The sequence below is a fragment of the Enterococcus sp. AZ071 genome (genome assembly GCF_050499065.1).
In the GTDB taxonomy this organism is placed as follows: Bacteria; Bacillota; Bacilli; order Lactobacillales; family Enterococcaceae; genus Enterococcus_A; species Enterococcus_A ferrettii.
This window is the reverse complement of sequence record NZ_JBIPAS010000002.1, coordinates 704,694-723,849: the sequence shown is the minus strand read 5'-3', so window position 1 is coordinate 723,849 and position 19,156 is coordinate 704,694. Positions and strand designations below refer to the sequence as shown.

General features: G+C 35.6%; 21 protein-coding genes. 2 read left to right on the top strand and 19 right to left on the bottom strand.

Annotated elements, in window-relative coordinates; all coding sequences use genetic code 11:
• Positions 1-95 precede the first annotated feature (95 nt).
• Both IGI49_RS22000 and IGI49_RS21995 read right to left on the bottom strand, forming a co-directional pair.
• Positions 96-2,315, bottom strand: a complete 2,220-nt coding sequence (locus IGI49_RS22000) for a MucBP domain-containing protein (RefSeq protein WP_429965467.1) — start codon at positions 2,313-2,315, stop codon at positions 96-98.
• Between the two features lie 465 nt (positions 2,316-2,780).
• On the bottom strand, positions 2,781-2,969 hold the full coding sequence (locus IGI49_RS21995) for an Ig-like domain-containing protein (RefSeq protein ID WP_429969609.1): 189 nt from the start codon (positions 2,967-2,969) through the stop codon (positions 2,781-2,783).
• Between the two features lie 1,040 nt (positions 2,970-4,009).
• Between IGI49_RS21995 and IGI49_RS21990 the strand changes: the two genes are divergently transcribed.
• Positions 4,010-4,279, top strand: a complete 270-nt coding sequence (locus IGI49_RS21990; protein ID WP_429965468.1) for a hypothetical protein — start codon at positions 4,010-4,012, stop codon at positions 4,277-4,279.
• Positions 4,280-4,757: 478 nt separating this feature from the next.
• Here IGI49_RS21990 and IGI49_RS21985 read toward each other — a convergent pair whose 3' ends face one another.
• From IGI49_RS21985 to IGI49_RS21940, 10 genes are all read right to left on the bottom strand, one after another.
• Entirely contained in the window at positions 4,758-5,042 is a 285-nt protein-coding gene (locus tag IGI49_RS21985) for a type II toxin-antitoxin system YafQ family toxin (protein WP_429965469.1), read from the bottom strand.
• Complete coding sequence (locus tag IGI49_RS21980; RefSeq protein WP_429965470.1) at positions 5,032-5,286, bottom strand: type II toxin-antitoxin system RelB/DinJ family antitoxin; 255 nt, start codon at positions 5,284-5,286, stop codon at positions 5,032-5,034. Before IGI49_RS21980 ends, IGI49_RS21985 begins: the two co-directional genes overlap by 11 nt.
• 779 nt (positions 5,287-6,065) lie before the next feature.
• A complete protein-coding gene (locus IGI49_RS21975) occupies positions 6,066-6,674 on the bottom strand; it encodes an AAA family ATPase (RefSeq protein WP_429965471.1) in 609 nt (202 codons plus the stop codon).
• A gap of 16 nt (positions 6,675-6,690) precedes the next feature.
• On the bottom strand, positions 6,691-7,422 hold the full coding sequence (locus IGI49_RS21970; RefSeq protein ID WP_429965472.1) for a GntR family transcriptional regulator: 732 nt from the start codon (positions 7,420-7,422) through the stop codon (positions 6,691-6,693).
• Positions 7,423-7,444: 22 nt separating this feature from the next.
• Complete coding sequence (locus tag IGI49_RS21965; RefSeq protein ID WP_429966076.1) at positions 7,445-8,206, bottom strand: SDR family NAD(P)-dependent oxidoreductase; 762 nt, start codon at positions 8,204-8,206, stop codon at positions 7,445-7,447.
• A gap of 23 nt (positions 8,207-8,229) precedes the next feature.
• On the bottom strand, positions 8,230-8,703 hold the full coding sequence (locus IGI49_RS21960; RefSeq protein WP_429965473.1) for a PTS system mannose/fructose/N-acetylgalactosamine-transporter subunit IIB: 474 nt from the start codon (positions 8,701-8,703) through the stop codon (positions 8,230-8,232).
• Complete coding sequence (locus IGI49_RS21955) at positions 8,672-9,115, bottom strand: PTS sugar transporter subunit IIA (RefSeq protein WP_429965474.1); 444 nt, start codon at positions 9,113-9,115, stop codon at positions 8,672-8,674. The genes IGI49_RS21960 and IGI49_RS21955 overlap by 32 nt, the downstream gene beginning before the upstream one ends.
• Positions 9,116-9,134: 19 nt before the next feature.
• Complete coding sequence (locus tag IGI49_RS21950; RefSeq protein ID WP_429965475.1) at positions 9,135-10,799, bottom strand: PTS system mannose/fructose/sorbose family transporter subunit IID; 1,665 nt, start codon at positions 10,797-10,799, stop codon at positions 9,135-9,137.
• A gap of 18 nt (positions 10,800-10,817) precedes the next feature.
• Positions 10,818-11,822 (bottom strand): zinc-dependent alcohol dehydrogenase family protein, encoded by a 1,005-nt coding sequence (locus IGI49_RS21945; RefSeq protein WP_429965476.1) that lies wholly within the window; start codon positions 11,820-11,822, stop codon positions 10,818-10,820.
• Between the two features lie 10 nt (positions 11,823-11,832).
• A complete protein-coding gene (locus IGI49_RS21940; protein WP_429965477.1) occupies positions 11,833-12,681 on the bottom strand; it encodes a class II fructose-bisphosphate aldolase in 849 nt (282 codons plus the stop codon).
• Positions 12,682-12,922: 241 nt separating this feature from the next.
• Here IGI49_RS21940 and IGI49_RS21935 point away from each other — a divergent pair, with 241 nt between their 5' ends.
• Positions 12,923-13,669, top strand: coding sequence for a MurR/RpiR family transcriptional regulator (locus IGI49_RS21935; protein WP_429965478.1), 747 nt, complete (start codon positions 12,923-12,925; stop codon positions 13,667-13,669).
• 755 nt (positions 13,670-14,424) lie between these two features.
• Here IGI49_RS21935 and IGI49_RS21930 read toward each other — a convergent pair.
• The 7 genes from IGI49_RS21930 to IGI49_RS21900 form a co-directional block, all read right to left on the bottom strand.
• On the bottom strand, positions 14,425-14,685 hold the full coding sequence (locus tag IGI49_RS21930) for a YcxB family protein (RefSeq protein ID WP_429965479.1): 261 nt from the start codon (positions 14,683-14,685) through the stop codon (positions 14,425-14,427).
• A 430-nt stretch (positions 14,686-15,115) separates the two neighbouring features.
• Complete coding sequence (locus tag IGI49_RS21925; RefSeq protein WP_429965480.1) at positions 15,116-15,505, bottom strand: hypothetical protein; 390 nt, start codon at positions 15,503-15,505, stop codon at positions 15,116-15,118.
• 24 nt (positions 15,506-15,529) lie between these two features.
• Positions 15,530-16,087, bottom strand: a complete 558-nt coding sequence (locus IGI49_RS21920; protein WP_429969604.1) for a hypothetical protein — start codon at positions 16,085-16,087, stop codon at positions 15,530-15,532.
• Between the two features lie 119 nt (positions 16,088-16,206).
• Entirely contained in the window at positions 16,207-16,737 is a 531-nt protein-coding gene (locus IGI49_RS21915) for a hypothetical protein (RefSeq protein WP_429965481.1), read from the bottom strand.
• An 825-nt stretch (positions 16,738-17,562) separates the two neighbouring features.
• Positions 17,563-18,285 (bottom strand): winged helix-turn-helix domain-containing protein, encoded by a 723-nt coding sequence (locus IGI49_RS21910; protein WP_429965482.1) that lies wholly within the window; start codon positions 18,283-18,285, stop codon positions 17,563-17,565.
• Positions 18,286-18,592: 307 nt separating this feature from the next.
• Positions 18,593-18,790 (bottom strand): hypothetical protein, encoded by a 198-nt coding sequence (locus tag IGI49_RS21905; RefSeq protein ID WP_429965483.1) that lies wholly within the window; start codon positions 18,788-18,790, stop codon positions 18,593-18,595.
• 124 nt (positions 18,791-18,914) lie between these two features.
• Positions 18,915-19,136 carry a hypothetical protein gene (locus IGI49_RS21900; protein ID WP_429965484.1) on the bottom strand — a complete coding sequence of 74 codons (222 nt, stop codon included), beginning with the start codon at positions 19,134-19,136 and terminating at the stop codon, positions 18,915-18,917.
• Positions 19,137-19,156: the final 20 nt, after the last annotated feature.

Sequence of the window (19,156 nt, the reverse complement as noted above, 5' to 3'; positions counted from 1 at the left end):
GCCAGGCAAAAGAGCTGCCTGGCCGCTTGTATTATTCCATTGATTTCCCCTCATCAACACCAGTTGATCAAAAACCAACTATTAAATGAACTTTTTTATCTAAGTTTTCTTTGTTTTGAAATAAATATATATACTCCAATGATTAGAATAACCCCACCAAGTAGTGTGAATAATATAGTCTTTGATTCACCAGTTTGAGGAAGAAGCTTCATTGTTGATTTTGAATTGACAGGTACAGTGTTTCCTGTAGTCTTCACTAAATTGCTATCTGAAGGATTTACAGGAGGTACCTGATTATCTGTATATATATAAGTAACCGTTTGTGGGTCTGTGGTAAATGTTCCGCTGGCTGCTGCACCCTTAACTTCTTTAAATGAGTATCCGTCAATCGTTAGCTGCTCTGTTGTATAATTATCTCCAACATTTCCAGTCTTTATCACGTTAGGCGCTATCGTATTGCCATCAGTATCTTGGTATTGAACAGTTACTTCTGCAGAACCTATAACAGGATTCTTCGTATAAACATAGATAACTGTTTGTGGGTCTGTCGTAAATGTTCCGCTGGCTGTTCCCTTGATTTCCTTAAATGAATATCCGTCAATCGTTAGCTGCTCTGTTGTATAACTATCTCCAACATTTCCAGTCTTTATCACGTTAGGCGCTATCGTATTGCCATCAGTATCTTGGTATTGAACAGTTACTTCTGCAGAACCTATAACAGGATTCTTCGTGTAAACATAAGTAACCGTTTGTGGCTCAGTGGTAAATGTTCCGCTGGCTGCTCCCTTAACTTCTTTAAATGAATATCCGTCAATCGTTAGTTGCTCTGTAGTATAAGTATCCCCTACATTTCCAGTCTTTATCTTATTAGGCGCTATAGTATTACCATCAATATCTTGGTATTGAACAGTTACTTCTGCAGAACCTTTAATAGGATCCTTAGTATAAACATAAGTAACCGTTTGTGGCTCAGTGGTAAATGTTCCGCTGGCTGCTCCCTTAACTTCTTTAAATGAATATCCGTCAATCGTTAGTTGCTCTGTAGTATAAGTATCCCCTACATTTCCAGTCTTTATCTTATCAGGCGCTATAGTATTACCGTCAGTATCTTGGTATTGAACAGTTACTTCAGCGCCCTTAACAGGATTCTTCGTGTAAACATAGGTAACTGTTTGTGGTTCTGTGGTAAATGTCCCGGTAGCTGCTCCCTTAACTTCTTTAAATGAGTATCCGTCAATCGTTAGCTGCTCTGTTGTATAACTATCTCCAACATTTCCAGACTTTATCACATCAGGAGCAATCGTATTGCCATCAGTATCTTGGTACTGAACGGTCACGTTCTCCCCTACATTCACAGGTTTTTTTAAATATATGTCTGTGTTTAATTGTGTACTAAAACGATAATTGCCTAATAGACTTCTAGTAGGTATTAACATATGATAAAACGATAAACTAGTGCTAAACGGTTTATCTAAGTCTATATCGGATAGATTTAGTTCACCTTTCTTTAGTTTAAAGACAAGGTTATCATCTTCCAAATATATAGCATAAACTAACTTGGTATCTTCTTGAGAAACATATACATAATCTAAAAAATTAAGTGGATTTTCTTCCTCTTCTGTTGTATCAAAATCATTATCCCATACTGCTTCTAACGGATATATGGACAAACGGGCCCCACTATATGAATCTGAAAAAGGGGTTCCTTTTTGATAAAAATCAGAAATAGGCAAGACTATTTTTCTATAGTCATCGATAGATGTTTCTAAACGTAAATTAGTTATTCGATTCATTGATGTATTGTCAGATAGAGAAAAAGAAGAATACGCATTATCATCATTTAAATAATCCCAAAACAAAGAGAAATTGGTGAAATCTGGGTTATAGTTTTCATTAAAGATCGCATGATTTCTTTTTGAATCATTTTTGATAGTTAAAAAATAGGATTGATTGATACTCATACTCGTATTAGTCGTATGATATAAGCTAATATCAGCGTATAACATTCCTGAAATATATTGTAACCCTTCCAAATTTTCTACATAATAACGTCCACTTTCGTTTGCTGCACTAAGGTCGTCAGTTAACATAAGATCCACAAATGATTCTTTATTATTTTCCAATAGCTCTTTTGTTAAATGATCGACATCAACATTATACTTTTCAGCAACTGCTTTTTGTAAGTTTTTATCCGGCATCCAGGTATCAATTGCTTCGCTATTATTAGTTGCTGTTTCAGCAAAAACAGAAACCGGTAAAAATAATTGACCTAAAAATATTATGGCTATACATAACAAATTATATGATTTTTTCATTGTATCCTCCCATTAATTGTTTCTTTGAATTATCTTGGATATCACGTGACTGCACTATCATCGGCCCATTTTCACGTAAAAGTTAGGTACACAAGTTCTTCCTGTGGAGAACTGATAATTTAAGGAGTGAAATGACGGCAAAAAAAGCGAAAATATTGGTTATAGAGATTTTTCCCCCTCTGCGCTTATAAGTCCTAAATGAAGATTTCCCAAAATACTTCATTTGTGCTGAGATTAAAAATTAGAAAAATACTCGCCATTTTCGGCTTGTGTATATTACCGTACTATTTCGTTTCTATGTTCCATGTACCCCAAGATAATTTCTTGAAAAATAATATGAATTTCCCCTTTTTTTTGAATTGCATATAACACTAATAATTACTGTTCCATCAACATCAACACTAATAGGCTCTATTTCCTTTATGATTTCAGTATTAACTTCAGCTCGGAAAAAATATGCCAGAATTATCTGAATTTTTCTAGATAGTCTTTGTAAGTTAATACAACTGTTTTTGTATCAGGATCAATAACCGCATTCGCTACAACATTTCCTTCCCTGTCTTTAGCATCAAAACTTTCTGTTGCATAAAAAGTTAGCGTGTTTGGCAACGTAATTTTTGCTGCATCCCCAGCACTCACTTGATCATTCGGAATTGTAAAACCTCCATAAATACGAAATGAATCTTATACCCCTATTGATGTATTTGTGACATTATCAAAGGAATCAGTAACTCGTATACTAATAAATTCATTTAGAGCGACAGTATTTACCGTGGATACCCTCGGTTTAGCGCCCTCTTCTAGATTGTGATTTTCATGTCTCGTATCAATTTCAGATTTTTCTTGTTGGTGCGAATTGGCTTACTTTGTTGTTTAGTTTACTGCTGTTAGCAACGATATAACATTCGTTGTCATTATCAACAACAATCTAAGACATCTAAATATTTATTACCTATTTTTAGCACTCCTTTCATGATTACTAATATTAGTATATCAATTTCACCATTTTTTATAAAGATTTTTCTTTCTTTTGGAGTTAATTTTAATTTTCTGTCACACACCAAATTTAGTAATAACGGACCTCATAGTAGATCTTACAACGGCATGATACTTCTTGGCAGCTGCCTCGGCAAGGGGATTTGTGACCTGAAAAATCGTCTATAAAATTGTTAATAGAGCTATTGCTTCCACTCGTAATATCCATACCAGATCATGCTTAAAAGTAATTTTGGAGTGTGAAGCTGTCAGAACAATCCGATAATGCTGCTAGGAAAAATATACTTAGTTGACGTAAGTGAACTTTCGATGGACCGTGATGGGATTTGAGTGAGTCACCCCTGCCGAAACAGGGTAGGTTCCAGGTGCTCCCAACGAGTAGGTAATCTGTGAGAACGTACAATGTACTGGGGATGTAGGATTTTGGGATAAGCGACTATTCGGCTGTAATCGTTGAAATAGAGATTCAAAATTTACCCCGTACTAAAGGGTAGCTGACTTCCAAAGGGTATTCTATTACTTGAATCAGCTGATGTTATCTAACAAGTAAAGTTCTACGACACGAAAATGAGGACAACTTGCATGTAAAACCGTTGAATGGAGACAAACTGAGGACTATATAAAACGACTGCAACTGAGTATTGTAAAGAACTACACAACAAAAAAAATGGAGACTTGTTAAAAGACTCCATTTCCTAATGACACATTCATTTTACGCAAAAGCTTTATCTAAAAAGATGATATTAAATCAAGGGAAGAGCACTCCTGGTATTGATGGAATCATAAAGTGTTTGCTTCAAAATCAGGATGCACTTGTATATCTGTCCCATAAAAAAAGATCACTTCTTTCGTATAAAAAAATTTGGGTATCCGGTTCCAGCTTAAACGCAAAGCGCTACTATTTTAATAAGTGCCCAAAAATTGGTCAGTCAACTGAACACAACTCTCTTGAAAATTCTCTGGGTTGAATTATTTCCCTACCTTCTTCCTGATATAACTTGCAGAAAAGGAAAAAGATAAGAAATATAAATGTAAGTAGTATTTTATACCTGTAGATTTGAAAAGCTAGTAATTGGAATAGAATGGATTTACGGCATACTGTATATGTAAAAAGATCTATGCATCAGCATAACTATTAAGCATAGCCCGTTTAAAACGGTGTCAAAATTCTATAGACTAAATACCCCATCATCCCTACCAAAGATTATGACGTTTTTTTATGCTTACTAATTGTCAACATTATGCCAATGAAAAACAGAACAAATGATCCAAGCTGAATCCTCCGTCCAATTGCTTCAACAATAGACAAAAACGCTACTCTCTTCTATAGAAATAGGAAAATATACATAAACATCACCTTTTAGTGACGAGTAAAAAAGCAACTTGCATTCGTCATATTCAATTCAATGGAAAACTATATTTACAAAAATTCGTCCTTCTAATCCTTTAAGTATTTCTGAATATTTGGTCATGTGAACCCGTAGCAAGCAACCACAACTCTAAGTGATCGTTATCTATTCGATAAACTAACAGCCAATCACTTTCTATGTGAAGTTCTCTCAAGCCTTTTCTGTTTCCTTTTAGTGCATGATCTTTGTACTTCTGTCTTAGTATATTTATTTCCTGATCAATGAGCAGACCTAAAACTTCATCGATCTTATTCATATCATAGTGTTTCTTCTTTAAAGCTTTATAATTACGTTCAAACGGCGGGGCTACTCTAATCTCCATTGTTCAATTCTCTCAACAGTTCATCTTTGGAAGAAAATGTCTTATAGTTGCCCTTTTCAATGTCTCTTAATGCTTCCTCCAATTCACTTTGCGGCAAGGATAAATCAAAAGGTATTCCTTTTTCCCGAACTACCTTGGTTAAATATATTTTAATACCTGTCGTCAAATCCATTCCTAAACTGTCAAATATCTCGCTTGATTCTTTCTTCAACTGATCATCCAGCCTCATATTTAATTGTGCCATATTAATCCACCCCTTTGTAATATATTGTACTACTTTTGCTGCTATTCGTAAATTCAATGTATTCCTTTGTATAGCAATTGATTAAAAAATGAAAAGCTTAAACAAAAGGCAAACACTATCTACAACGATACTTGCTTTTTCATTCTTATGCACCTAGAGATTCATCAATAGATCTTCTAGAAGACGCTTAACATACTCTTCAGTTGAGTGATTACCAGCACATTCTGAAGAAGAACTAAGAGAACCTGCAGAAGTGAAATCTGCTTGATTTTTGAAGCTCTCGGAGGTCTTCTTAGCTTCAACAGATTCATGATTATCACATCATCGCTTTAGGTTATTATGGTGAATGAAAATGATCATATACTATAATAATTTGCAACACTCATGAAAAAAGTGAGTTAGTGTTAATATATCTGTGATAGATAAATAGATTCAACCATCACCTAAATCAATGACTATTTCAAATAAAAGTCATTTAAACTGTAAATCCTTCAACTCGGGCAATAATCACAAAAGTACTTCCCTATTCGCTAAGTATAGTTACCCTAAAGAACACATTTTGAACATTCCCATCCTCTATAAAGTAACAATTATCCCCGAAAAAAAACTCTATCTTCTTATCCACTTGCTGAATCTCCTCTTCAGAAAGTGTTCGCTTCGAAATCACGATGCAGATAATAAAGGAAAAAGACCAGGCATAGGAATAAACACACTAGGAATAGCAGCTAAGATATCTTGTAGAATATCTTGGCTGCTATTCCTAGCGTATTTATGATGATTCAAATTCGGAGTTCTTTTTCAAGATTTTCCAGCAACGAATCATAATCAACCTTTGAAAAATCAGTAACATCTATCTCAAATAAAAGACCTAGGTTAAATTCGCCATATCCTCGAGTCGTGCATCTTTTTATAAATTCCTGATAGTCTAACAAATTATCGGCAGTCTGATGTTCTATTTCTTTATTATCCTTATTATAGCAAGTTAAAATATGTCCTAAATGCCTACTATCATCTAAATCTCTAATTTTTTGTCGTTCAAAAAGTACATCCAAATCAGCAATTAATCGAATAGTAATTACTTGAATACCATATTTTTCAGTTAGTTTTTCTATTGTACTCTTTTGCTTATCGCTAAAAGGATAATCAGAAATAACACTTTTTCCCTTTTGGAATGAATTTTCCAATTCACTATAGTATTCTTTCCAACTCCGTTGTATTAATTTTTCTTTATCCTCAAGGTTTTCAAAACCAAATTTATCCCAATTTTTTTCTTTCAATTCATCCGGTGAAATGAGATAAATCTCTGGAAACTTTTCCATAATGAGATTCGACAAATATGATTTTCCTGTTCCTGGAAATCCCGCTAATAATATTAAAGATTTTTTCATCTAGTCTCTCATTCCCTTATATCGTTAGTTCTATTTCTAAATGATACTTATCCGCTATATAATATGTATCAACATATTCTCTCGGAGTATCTTCAATATCAAAAGAAACTCTTTTGATATTTAGTAATGGAGTACCTACTTTAACTTCAAGTAGAGTTGCTATATAAGTGTCTGCTATCATAGAGTGAATTTCCTGCTTTGCATATGCCCATTTGATATTGTAAGTCTTATCTAGGAAAACACGTAAAGATTCTTCCGAAAAATCTCGATTTAGCATTTCAGGGACATAATCTTTCTCAAAGTAATTTACTTCCAAGTAATATGGAACGCTATTTCCATATCTAACTCTCTCCAAACAAATCAGTTTAGTATTTTTTAAAAAGCCAAGTGAATCTGAAATTTGTTGTGGAGCTGAAATCACGCCGAATTTTATAACTTTCTTTTGAGCAACAACATCACTAATCACACATTTTCTAGAGTAATTAGCAACTCTTTGAGGTGAGTGTTTAGGATGGGCAGAAATGACTACGGTACCATGACCTCTTTGCTTTTTCACAAATCCATCATTTGCAAGCATCTCCATTGATTTTCTGACAGTTGCTCGACTTACTTGATAATTTTTCATTAATTCACTTTCTGATGGAATACATTCTCCCACTGCATAGGTTCCATTAATGATTCCTTGAAACAGCCGATCATAAATTTGATAATAGAGTTGCTCTCTACCACTAAAATCTAGCGCAATCATTTATGCCATCCTCCTTACTTTGTTAATCCATCCATTCTCCACCGACAAGATTAATAGATTGCCCAGTTAAATAACTTGAACTATCAGTCAATAGGAAAACCGCAGCATTGATAACGTCTTGCATGTCAACTAATCGATGCATAGGAATATTTCCTTTGAAGTAGTCCATTACCTCTTCAGGATCAATATTTCGCTTTCTAGCATATTCATGTTTAAGCTTTTCCCACATTTCTGTATACACAATGCCTGGACAAATTGAATTAACACGAATATTCTGATCAGCAAATTCTTTCGCAATCGATTGCGTTAAACCTTGCACGCCAAATTTACTAGCACAATAAATGGTCTGCCATGAACTTGCTTTTTTTCCAGATAGAGACGACATATTCAAAATCTCTCCCCCACCATGTTCTAGCATACGTTCAATCGCCACTTGACAAGTTAAAAATGTCGCTTTTAAGTTTACATCCATAGTCAAATCCCATAGTTCTTCACTGCTTTCTAAGAAAGGCACCATCTTAGAAACACCTGCAGAGTTCACTAGAGATGTTAAGGGTCCAAATTGGGACTCAACTTTATTGACAGCTTCTTTGATTTGATTTTTAGAAGTTACATCTACTTTGTAGTAAAACAAATCTCCATTACCCTCAGTTTCAAGAGCTTTACCTTTATTTTCATCTAAATCAAATACGGCTACCTTTGCTCCTCGTGATACGAAATCTTTCGCCATTGCTGCTCCCATACCACTACTTCCACCAGTAATGACAAAAACTTTTCCATCCATTCTTTTCATAATCTTTTGCACCCCTAGTTCAAATATTTTCCAACACTAACCGGTTTGTCTTGCGGCATAACCTGTATAAATACATTTACATTTTTCTCGAGTAATGACTGAAATTGTTTGTTTTCTTCTTCACTGGTAGAAATATTTTTGTAAAGCACATTTCGATCATTTCTAGTTCCCATACCTCCGACATCAACCTCATCAATCTGAATACCATTATCAACAAGATAATTTAAAACATCTGGACCTTTAACTAAAAGAATAGTTTTTTCATCTAATCCTTGACTAAAGAATTGAACCCCTTCTTCTTTTGTAAAAATTCCAATGGCAATTTCTTCTGGTATAGCCATTTCCAAAACTTCAATCATATACTCATCATTGGCAGTACCATCGTCGACGATAACAACCTGATTTGCACCTTTGTTTTTAATCCAAGCAGTCATTACTTGTCCATGGATTAAACGATCATCTATTCTTGTTAACACTAAGTTTTGCACGTTGTTTTTTCTCTCCTTTACCAAATAGCTTGCTTTGAATTCCAACACACTCTTCTTCAGTTACCCTTTTCATTAAATCTTCTAGAGTATCATCCTCAGTTTTTGCCAAAGTTAAAGACAGAAGCATCGGCATGTTCATTCCAGATACCAAACCAATCTTAAAATCTTTTGATAAGTAAGCAGCACTTTGAAATGGTGTTCCTCCAGCAATATCAGATAAAATGATAAATCCAGCTACTGGATTTTCGTATTCTGACAATACTTTGGCTAGCTTCTCTCTGTAGCTTTCAGGGGCTTCTCCAGGAATTAAAGGAACTGCTTTAACCCCATAAGTGTCTCCAGAGATCATTTTCAAACTACTTAACAATCCTTCACAGAAAGCTCCATGACTTATCACTACAACATGTACCATTAAATCACCTCTTTTAATTTTACGCTACATAACCTAGTAAGCCTAGATAATATGCAAGAATACCAACAACAAATATCGCAATAATAATGTAAAGTGTGTTAATTTTCTTTTTCAACATCCACCACACAAGTAATGTTAGTCCTAAAGGAATTAACCCTGGTGCCAAAGAATCTAAAACATCTTGAATTTTTGTGGTACCTTCTCCTACTGTAATTGCTAAGGGTGTGTTCACTGTAACTCGACTAGCAGCCATAGCTCCTACTACCATCAAACCAACAATGCTAAATGAGTTGATAATTCTATCAATTGTTCCGTTTTTTAGAATTTTCAGTAGTGATGTTTTCCCTTGTTTATATCCTGTCATAAACATGAAATAACCACAACCAAAGATCAATGCTTCAAAAACTACAAAGGATAAAATAGGGCCTAAGAAACTTCCTTCCAATGCTAAAGAACAACCGATACCAAAGATAATTGGGAACAATATTCCCTGCATTACAGTATCGCCAATACCTGCTACTGGTCCCATTAAACCTGTTCGTACTGCATTGATATCTTTAGCCTCAATATCTTCACCATTTGCCCTAGCTTCTTCCATCGAACAAGCAATCCCATTAATGATCGGTCCAATTGTAAATACTTCTGAATTATAGAAAACCATATATTTTTTTAATTCTTCTGCGCGGCGATCATTTGTATCATACAATTCTCGAATCGGTGTTATCATTAAGTTAGTAGCTCCTAAGGCCTGTAATCGTTCATAGTTGTAACAAGATTCTGTACTCGTTGACCAAAGCCAAGTTTTTACTAATGTACTCTTAGATAACCTTTTATTGTATTCGATAACTGGTGCTGCAGTGCCTGCTTCAGCAGTTTTATCTACAACCTCGACAGGTTCGATCTTTTTATTTACTGACAATCGTTTTACTTTTTTCTTCTCTACTTTATCTGATGTCTTATTATTACTATTCAAATACATGATCAATGCTATAATTGCTGAGAAAATAGAGATCGCTGTCATTCCAAGTCCAGAGTAAACTGTTAGGAAGAAACCTCCAAAAAACCATGGTATAAGATTTCTTTTACCCAAATAGTTGAGTAACATAGCAATCCCTAAAGCTGGCATGATTCCTCCAACTACTTCAAGTGCGCTAATTACATGTGTTGGAACCATATCTATTAATTGTTGTGCCCAACTGCTTCCAGAGTAAACTAACAAGAAAGCTGGAATTCCATATAGAACAAATGCCATACATGCTGAAGGAACAAAGTTCATTAACCTAACGCCTCTTAAATTCCCCTTTTCTAAAAGTTTGTCAGCTCTATGAATCCAAGCAGCGTTTACTGTCATATATACTTGATTTAATAAAAGACCAAGCATACTAAAAGGAATTGCAAAAGTTACAGCCATTTTTGGATCGGCGCCTGATAAAATCGTCATAGCCGTACCAAAAATACCAGCTACAATTGTATTACTCGGCATTGTACCACCTGCTGAAATCCAACCCAGGTAAATTAATTGGATATTTGCTCCTGCTAGCATGCCCAGCATTGGATCACCCATAAATAACCCCACCAAAGTTCCAGTGGTTAGTGGATACACTAAACATTTCGTGACTGGACCGAAGAACCACCATTGCCCCATCGTTGCCAGTATTGCAACCAAAATCGCGGATACTACCATTTTCTTCCTCCCTAATAACTAATACTCTTTACTCAGATACACCATCACTTTTCCTATTCTTGAATATCTTAATTCTTTGAGTTCATTTCCAATTTCTTTTAAACTCAACTCTGCGCTAATAATTTTTTCTGTATTAATTAAACCGCTTTCTAAAAGTTTTACAGCTCGTTCCGAAGTATGAGGATTTAAATAAGACGTAAAAATACTTAACTCTTTTGTATAAGCTTCAAACTGATTGAATGAGATTGGTTCCTCAGGATCACCCAATCCAAATAGTAACACTTTGCCATTTTTCCCAGCAATTTTAATTGCTTGTTCCATAGTTTGTTTTAGACCTATACACTCTACAACATAATCAATGTTTTTTGCTTGACTTATTGCCTCAATTTCTTGATCTGATACAGCTTCAGTTGCACCAAGTTCTAAAGCTAACTTTCTCTTCTGAACTTCTCTTTCTACAACAATTACTTCTGTAGCACCACTGTAACAAATCAATTGAAGCATCAACGAGCCAATTGATCCCATACCATACATGACAACTGTCTTACCACTTTCAATTTGTATAAGATCAAGTCCATGTACAGCACAGGATAGTGGTTCAGTGAACGCTGCTGCTTTAAGATCCAGCTTATCCGATATATGATAAACATTTTTCTCTGGTGGGCAAACAAACTCAGCAAATCCCTTAGCAACACCATGTCTTACTAGACAAAAATTGGGATAACCTTGTTGACACCACGAGCACTTGCCACATCCATAACTCGGATCACAAGCTACTCGATCTCCAGGCTTAAAATATTTACACTCTGGCCCTACTGCAACAACAATTCCTGAACACTCATGTCCTAAAATGATCGGTGGTTTCACCACACTTGCGCCGTTCTTTCCTTGAAATTTGTGGACGTCCGTTCCACATAATCCGCACCAAGCTACTCGGATTTTAACCTCGTCCTTCTCAGGCTCTTTTTCAGGAATGTCTCGAACTTCGTAAGAATAATCACCAACATAATATCCTGCCTTCATTTTACCTACCTCAGTCACTCAAATTTTTAAACAATTTGATTTTCCGTTCTACGATTTCTTCAATCGTTTCTAAACAAGGAACAACATTGTCTCTATTAGATACGTTCTCTTTATGAGAGTCATAACATTCTTTAGACTTTCTGTTCCATCCTACTAATAATTCCGTGCCAACATTAAATTTGCGAATCCCTAGATCAATAACTCTTTTTACATCATCATCCTTAACACCAGTTCCGCCATGAATAACCAAAGGAATAGTAACAGCATCATTAATCTGTTTCAGCTGATCAAAGCTGATGTCCGTTTTCGACATATACTGTCCGTGATTTGTTCCAATTGCAACAGCTAAAGCATCTATTCCCGTTTCAGCCACAAATTCTACTGCATCTTTTGGATCAGTGTAGAAAACTTCATCTTGGCTAACAACGATTCCATCTTCTGTTCCACCTACTGTTCCTAATTCGGCTTCAACACTTACTCCGTATTCTTTGGCAAAATTTACTACTTGTTTTGTGCCTAGAATATTTTCCTTGAATGGTAATGAAGAGCCGTCAAACATTACAGAACTGTATCCAGCTCGGATTGCTTTACGAATTTCAGCAAAGTCTTTTGCATGGTCCAAATGTAAAACTACATTTACTCCATACTCTTCTGCCATAGATTTACAAACAGCTACTAAGTTTCTGTGCCCTACATAATTAGCTGTGCCACAACTAGTTTGAATAATAACTGGCGTTTTCTGATTACCGGCTGCTTTAATTATTGCTGGTAGCATTTCCAAGTTATGGGTATTAAATGCTCCTACGGCCATATTCAATTGACTGGCATCTTTTAACACTTCTTTTAATGTCACATACATCAACGTTTCCCCCTAAGCATAATCCGAATCTCCTAACAATAAGATGGCCATCTGTGATTTCATTCAAAAAGAATACAATCAACGTTAGAATATACGTACGTTTGATTCATATTCATCATATAGCTTTTTTTGGGGCAAATCTATAATCTGTAAAGGAAAACCGTTACAGAATTAGAGTGATTTACTCGATTTATGAAAATCGATTCATGGTATAATACGTTAGAACATTAGGAGGTCAAGTATGATTATAGATGTAAAAAAAGAAATCTATCAGAATCTATCAGCTTCAGAACGCGTAGTCATTGACTTTTTAAATAAAAATGAGAAAGCAATTCCTGATTTGTCAATTACGAAAATTGCAAAAAAGACGTTTGTCTCATCTGCAACAGTTTCTAGGACCATTCAAAAGTGTGGCTTTTCTGGTATTAATGAATTGAGATACAAGATTTCTCAACAAGGAAAAACAAAAGATGAAGTTCATGCTCCATATGTTGTCAATAACATTTTGGCTAAGTCATATTTGGAATGCACCGAAACTATCGATTCGATTAATTCAACAACTATTTTTCAAATCATTGAATATATTAAGTCGGCTGGTCGAATTTTTATTTATTCAAGAGGCTTTACGTCACTGATAGCTGATGAATTCCAAATGTATCTGCAATTACTAGGCTATAATGCGATCATTGTAAAAGATAGTATGTGGATGAAAAATACAAATCAGATTGTTACTTCAGAGGACGTTATCATTATTGTCTCCGTCCGAAATTCCACTCCAGAGTTATTAGAGTCGGCAAAAGCTGCTAAAAAAATCGGTGCAAATGTTGTTACTTTATGTTGTAAGGAAAAAACAGAATTAGAAGACTATTCAGATATTTCTATTATTGGTCATAGTGAAAAGATAATGGATGTTAGTGGATTGACCGTCTATTCTCGAATCCCACTTTTAATAATTACTAGAACAATAATAGAATATATTGGACTTTAGTATTGATTTCATTGGTTTAGCGCTTCCTCAATAGCGAATAAATTGACTAATCCAAGTTTACAAAATTACCTAATTTCCAATTTTCCTTTCAATTTCCTTCACTTTCAGAACACACTATGTAATAAACTTTTTTGTCCTTCTTCATTTGGACACCTCCTAATTTGTTTGTGGTACGTTTTTGACAATTTGGAAGGCTTTTTTCTAACTCGTTTGAGGCTCTTTGCCCCCCCATATAGCAGGTAGTTTTCAAAGTATATAGCAAAAAAACATTGTACAGAAATGGGACATTTTCTGTACAATGTCAAAATTAGCATTTCCATAAAAGGACATGCAGGTTTCAATCTAAAGAAATTCAATACAAATAAAATTAGTGTTTAAACATTTCGCTAGTGTCAAGAGGGATTATTATGAAATCACAAAAAAGTTATTCTAACTTTATTCTTTGCAGTTGCTGCTATAAACATCAAAATAATAACGTCCTTAGTAGACAAAATATCTTCTCCTTTCTGTAGATTTCAGCACTCACTTTCATAAGTACCACATCCTTCCAAGAGAAGACCACCGCTCACGAGCTATCTTCGTGGTTAACATACTTTATCACGTTCTTTTTTCAGTGAAATGATACTTGATCTAGAAATATAATTTATCTTCAGACTCACTATAAATTTCGACATTTATCAACTCGGGCAACAATCGCAAAAGTACTTTCCTATTCACTAAGTATAGTTACCCCAACAAACACCAGTTGGACTTCCTTACAATCTAACAATTGTCCCCGAAAAACATCCCTCTATCTTCTTATCCACCTGTTGAATCTCCTCTTCAGAAAGTGTTTGCTTCGAAATCACGATGCATTGTGGATCTGTGCCAAATAAGGCAATCACTTCGTTAGTAGTAACTACTTTAGTTATTTGCTCCCAATTTAAACGCAAATCAATAGTGTCAGAATAGGTGCCAATGGATTGGTCAGTTAATTGAACACGACTCCCCTGACTCTCCTTGAAACTTTTACCCACTTTCTTCCTGACATAACTTGTAGAAAAGAGAACGTATATCCGATACAGATAATAAAGGAAAAAGACCAGGCATAGGAACATGAGAAGCATTCTAGAACCATAAAGTTGAAAAGCCAACGATACAAACGTGAAGGACCAGGGAAAGTCTACCATGTGAAAAGTAAAATAGAGATCTCTAAGCAACCCGATACCCAACCAGAGGAGTAGAAAAGAAAACAAAACCATTCCAACCAAAACCCATTTTCTTGCTGCCTTTGACGCATAGCTTCGATACATTTCGTTGAAGTGTATCCACTCTTCTTTTGTTAACTGACTTGAAACCTCGATCATCCTCGCTTCAATCCTTCCTATCCTTCGTTTTCATCAAGTAGACACCCACACAATTTAGTCTAACCAGCCTCTTAGCAAGGAAAATAGCTATGTAAATGTCTTATTTTCCTGCACGGATTTTAAAAAATAAAGCTCGAAGTACTTGACCCAGCAAGCCTGCAAAAATAGTAAGAACAAAATAGCAGATGTACAGCAGCATGAACGTCAGCAACTTCTCACTAAAAGAATCACCCGTAAGGCTGGGCACAAATACTGCAGGAAAGATTAATAAGGACACTGTGATTGCATACCGTGGAATATCGCCCGCTGTTTTGCAAAGAAAACCGAACACCGTTCCAAGAATGAGACAGCCAAAAGGGACAAGAAAAGTTGCGCTGACTATCAGGAAGTCGAAATAAGAACCGCTTATTATTAGGAACAACAACGGAAGAATATAAATACTGAAACTGTTCAAGAGGTAGAACCATTTATATTTACGAATTATCTGCATGTGACTCCCTCCTCGTTTAAAAACTTAAGAAAAGTGTTTCTTCCCCCAATTCTCACGCATATCCAAATGCTCACTAATCGGGACATTGCAGCTTTTAAACTTCCTCAGTAGAACTTCAAATCCCTCCTGCTTAAATCGGCCATGACTGTTGTAAGTATAGGGAATATGAAGCTTTTTATTATGGTAGAAGATGTCAATGAAAGATCCCTTTGCGGACCATCCTACATGTACTACCTTCTCTACCGAAGAATAAGGAAGATCGTAGGTTGCTCCAAAAAGTGGGGTAACAGCGAGACCCTTTCCATGGATCACTACCTTGAATCGGAGGTGAAAATAGAGTTGGATTGCTAATATACTGAACATAACCATCGTGATCGGTATCCAAATAGAAAACCCCACGATTGCATAGAACAATCGATCTACTTCATCAATTAGGTAACTAGTTTCTATCGATGCTGTATCCTGAAAGCAGAGAACTAAGCAGCACAAACACATGATCAAAAGGAAGATCGGCCAAAATAAGGGCCTTCTTATGACATATTCACTCGCATGGTTCGTTTCCCTTCGCCTATACTTTTTCATAAGAATCCTTTCCATAGTTAATAAATGGCAACAACATCAATTATCCGATGATTTGGCAGATCATTAATCTTGGAATCATAGGATAATTTTTTTCTAAGTCACGTAGTACAAATCTCCGACTACCAACTGCCTTTGAACAACATACGTTCAATTACTGCAATCACTAATGTAGTCAGGCAATTTACTAACAGAATCGACCAAAATAATCGTTTTTTATTGGGAACATATTTCTTGAGAACTATATAAACAATAGGCATTTCAACAATCAGTGTCAGAAATAGAAAGCCCATATTCACCATATAGAAAGGAAAACGACTTGTTGAGTAGTTTATTCGCTCAAAAAAAGGTTCATTCTCCATCCCAAGCACTGGCAAGATCCCCAAGGCAAAAAGTGGAAACAAAAATGAAAGAACATTGGCTGCTACGATACTGATAAGTGGTATAAATCTAGGTTTCATCCGATTGCTAAAACATATAATGCCTACTTCTATAAGCAACGTAATGACGACAACTAATGGCAGAATAGTCCATGGCTGCTTTGTAAACCAATGCCAAGACGAATTAGCATAAGCACTTGATGGCAGGCAAAGCAAAGATGCCAGAATAAGGAGTGAACCAATCAATGTCCTGGACTTGATTTCATTTTTCATCACAATCCCTCCAACCCTCATTAATGGATGAGTCTAAACATACTAGTACAAAAGTCCGCAGCAACACAGATAAAGCCCCTCATATTTACCTATTCCTATTTCGCTGTATGATTATTCCGAAAAAACCAAGTATAATCAAACATCCTCCAATAATTATCCCGATTGCATCGATAACAGATAAAAGATAGACGATTCTCTTAAAGCCTTCTCCACTCCAGATGAAGTCGTCGCTTTGCCTCAAGTATCCACCAAATAGTGAACTAATGACTTGAATGATTCCAAAGGAGGTCGCGGCACATTATAACGATGGAAGGAAGAACATAAATCCTAACAATAATAGAATTATGAATAGATGCTTCTCCCTACGTTCCTTTTCATGTCACTCTCCCTGTATTACATACAGACAACTAAATGAACTATCTCTAAATGATTACATATTTTATTTATAATTATTGTACCATTGATCTACTGTTTACTTAGTGCTTTATTTCAATAATAATCTCTACTTCCTCGTTGGTATATGTAGCCCATAAACTTACAGAATTTTTGTTATAGCAGCAGCTGTAACAAATCATTTCCTATAAATAGAGCACAGATATCATTAGATGCCCTTCTGCCGATATCCATACTTCTTTTAGTTCAACAGTCTGACTCGCTTCCCTTAAACTTACTTCCAGCAGTTTTATAAAAATATAACGGGCACAGGAAATAAACCAGAAGTCCAAGTAATTCCTCACTTGATTTTCCGATCTAACTTAATCTTATTGATACTTTCCCCAACACAAAAAAACGGCTGTATGCATATGTAAGCATAGCCGTTTTCATCTATTGTGCTTGATATAGGACAGAGTGATCGATAGTCGAACCACTACGCAAAACATTCATATCAAGCATGTATCCTAGACCCCATTGTGTTTTAATGCAGCCGCTATTTATCCCAGTTTTACTCATTTTGACTTTTATTTTTCTGATCAGTGTTGATAACTGCGATTGGGTGGATTGACTAGGTTCTACTTTCCAAATTTCACGGCAGAGGTTCTCGCGAGACATGGTTTGTCCTTCTGAGTCGATTAATAGCTGAAACACTCGTCTTTCCATTTTAGTGAGTGCTAGTTTCTCAATTAAGTCTTCCGGTAAATAAGTTCCATTCGCACTCAGAGAAAAGATTTCTTTGGTTTTACCTTTTGGTTGCTGACTTAACACTTCTCTAAACATTTCTAATGAGGCTGAAGTTGATAAGCAGTGAGTAATTCCTTCACTTACTTTTCTTTCTTGTTCATCCTTCGAAAGGACTTTTCCGCTTAGTTGAATGAAGACGAATTGATTCTCATCTAATTTTCCAATGATTTCTAGACACTCTTTATTGGAGATTGTTTCGCTTAGAAGGATAATCTGAAATTGCTCCAAAAACTCTGAGGAAGGTTTTCCGTACTTAATAGCGTCCAAAATACTCGTCGTACAAAACAACTCATGCCCCAGTCGTCGAATCATTTTCTCTAGATTTTCTTCCGCGTATTGGCACTTTGTTAACATCAAAATTCGGCTCATGATTACACTTCTCTCTATTTTATTTTTAGTCAACGAATTATGTAGGCAAGAATCACCCGAACTCTTTAAAAAAGTAGCTGAAAGGAAAGCTTCCCTCCCTCTCAACTCTCAGGATAGAAAATAATTCTATGATCATGCCAATCAAGATACAAGATCACCAAATGCCAGCAGCCTGACAAACAATAAGTCGCAATCCACTAGTAATACAGTCGATTTCTTCTTGAGAGGTATCCCGATTGGTCATTTTTTGAATATTTATATCTTTCTGTGATGGCTGATGCGCTACTTTCTGAACAATTTTCAAGTTTTATTCAAGCACCTGAACCAACAGCTCCGGCTTCTCATACTCAGAAATCATTTCGCTTAAAAGTATCAAATGAAAATAAGCAAAAAACACATCCACTACTGCTCGTTTCTTCGGTAAATCTAACAAAACATATGTCGCATATACTTTATGTCCCAGCAAGTGAATTACTGTTCCGTTTCCGGTTTCGCAAAAGAACATTTTGTTACTATCAAAACTTGGCACATATGCGTACTTTTTTTCTTTTAGTAGACAGCTATCGTTTACGTTAGTCAGTTTCTACTATGTATCAGGTACCTGCTCCCGCAAGCAGACACCCCGTTTCCTATTTCAAGAAAAAATTGATCTGATTTTGTACGTCTAAATACAGATAGACTGCCAAGCCAATCCATACAAACGACAAAATCGTTAACGAAAGATTCGGCAACAAATAATTGCCCTTTTTCTGCCATTGCAGCATCGCTTGACTGTCCTTTACGAAAAAGACAAGCGCAAGAATCAAGACAACTGCACCGACACCAATCGTTCCAAAAATCCACGTATTCATTCTTTGCAGCTCCTTTATTG

What these genes read in the sequence shown, in the direction of transcription:
- IGI49_RS22000 (WP_429965467.1), bottom strand. Translation starts at nt 2,315, where the DNA reads ATGAAAAAATCATATAATTTGTTATGTATAGCCATAATATTTTTAGGT.
- IGI49_RS21990 (WP_429965468.1), top strand. Translation starts at nt 4,010, where the DNA reads ATGACACATTCATTTTACGCAAAAGCTTTATCTAAAAAGATGATATTA.
- IGI49_RS21985 (WP_429965469.1), bottom strand. Translation starts at nt 5,042, where the DNA reads ATGGAGATTAGAGTAGCCCCGCCGTTTGAACGTAATTATAAAGCTTTA.
- IGI49_RS21980 (WP_429965470.1), bottom strand. Translation starts at nt 5,286, where the DNA reads ATGGCACAATTAAATATGAGGCTGGATGATCAGTTGAAGAAAGAATCA.
- IGI49_RS21975 (WP_429965471.1), bottom strand. Translation starts at nt 6,674, where the DNA reads ATGAAAAAATCTTTAATATTATTAGCGGGATTTCCAGGAACAGGAAAA.
- IGI49_RS21970 (WP_429965472.1), bottom strand. Translation starts at nt 7,422, where the DNA reads ATGATTGCGCTAGATTTTAGTGGTAGAGAGCAACTCTATTATCAAATT.
- IGI49_RS21965 (WP_429966076.1), bottom strand. Translation starts at nt 8,206, where the DNA reads ATGGATGGAAAAGTTTTTGTCATTACTGGTGGAAGTAGTGGTATGGGA.
- IGI49_RS21955 (WP_429965474.1), bottom strand. Translation starts at nt 9,115, where the DNA reads ATGGTACATGTTGTAGTGATAAGTCATGGAGCTTTCTGTGAAGGATTG.
- IGI49_RS21950 (WP_429965475.1), bottom strand. Translation starts at nt 10,799, where the DNA reads ATGGTAGTATCCGCGATTTTGGTTGCAATACTGGCAACGATGGGGCAA.
- IGI49_RS21945 (WP_429965476.1), bottom strand. Translation starts at nt 11,822, where the DNA reads ATGAAGGCAGGATATTATGTTGGTGATTATTCTTACGAAGTTCGAGAC.
- IGI49_RS21940 (WP_429965477.1), bottom strand. Translation starts at nt 12,681, where the DNA reads ATGTATGTGACATTAAAAGAAGTGTTAAAAGATGCCAGTCAATTGAAT.
- IGI49_RS21935 (WP_429965478.1), top strand. Translation starts at nt 12,923, where the DNA reads ATGATTATAGATGTAAAAAAAGAAATCTATCAGAATCTATCAGCTTCA.
- IGI49_RS21925 (WP_429965480.1), bottom strand. Translation starts at nt 15,505, where the DNA reads ATGCAGATAATTCGTAAATATAAATGGTTCTACCTCTTGAACAGTTTC.
- IGI49_RS21920 (WP_429969604.1), bottom strand. Translation starts at nt 16,087, where the DNA reads ATGAAAAAGTATAGGCGAAGGGAAACGAACCATGCGAGTGAATATGTC.
- IGI49_RS21915 (WP_429965481.1), bottom strand. Translation starts at nt 16,737, where the DNA reads ATGAAAAATGAAATCAAGTCCAGGACATTGATTGGTTCACTCCTTATT.
- IGI49_RS21910 (WP_429965482.1), bottom strand. Translation starts at nt 18,285, where the DNA reads ATGAGCCGAATTTTGATGTTAACAAAGTGCCAATACGCGGAAGAAAAT.
- IGI49_RS21905 (WP_429965483.1), bottom strand. Translation starts at nt 18,790, where the DNA reads ATGTTCTTTTGCGAAACCGGAAACGGAACAGTAATTCACTTGCTGGGA.
- IGI49_RS21900 (WP_429965484.1), bottom strand. Translation starts at nt 19,136, where the DNA reads ATGAATACGTGGATTTTTGGAACGATTGGTGTCGGTGCAGTTGTCTTG.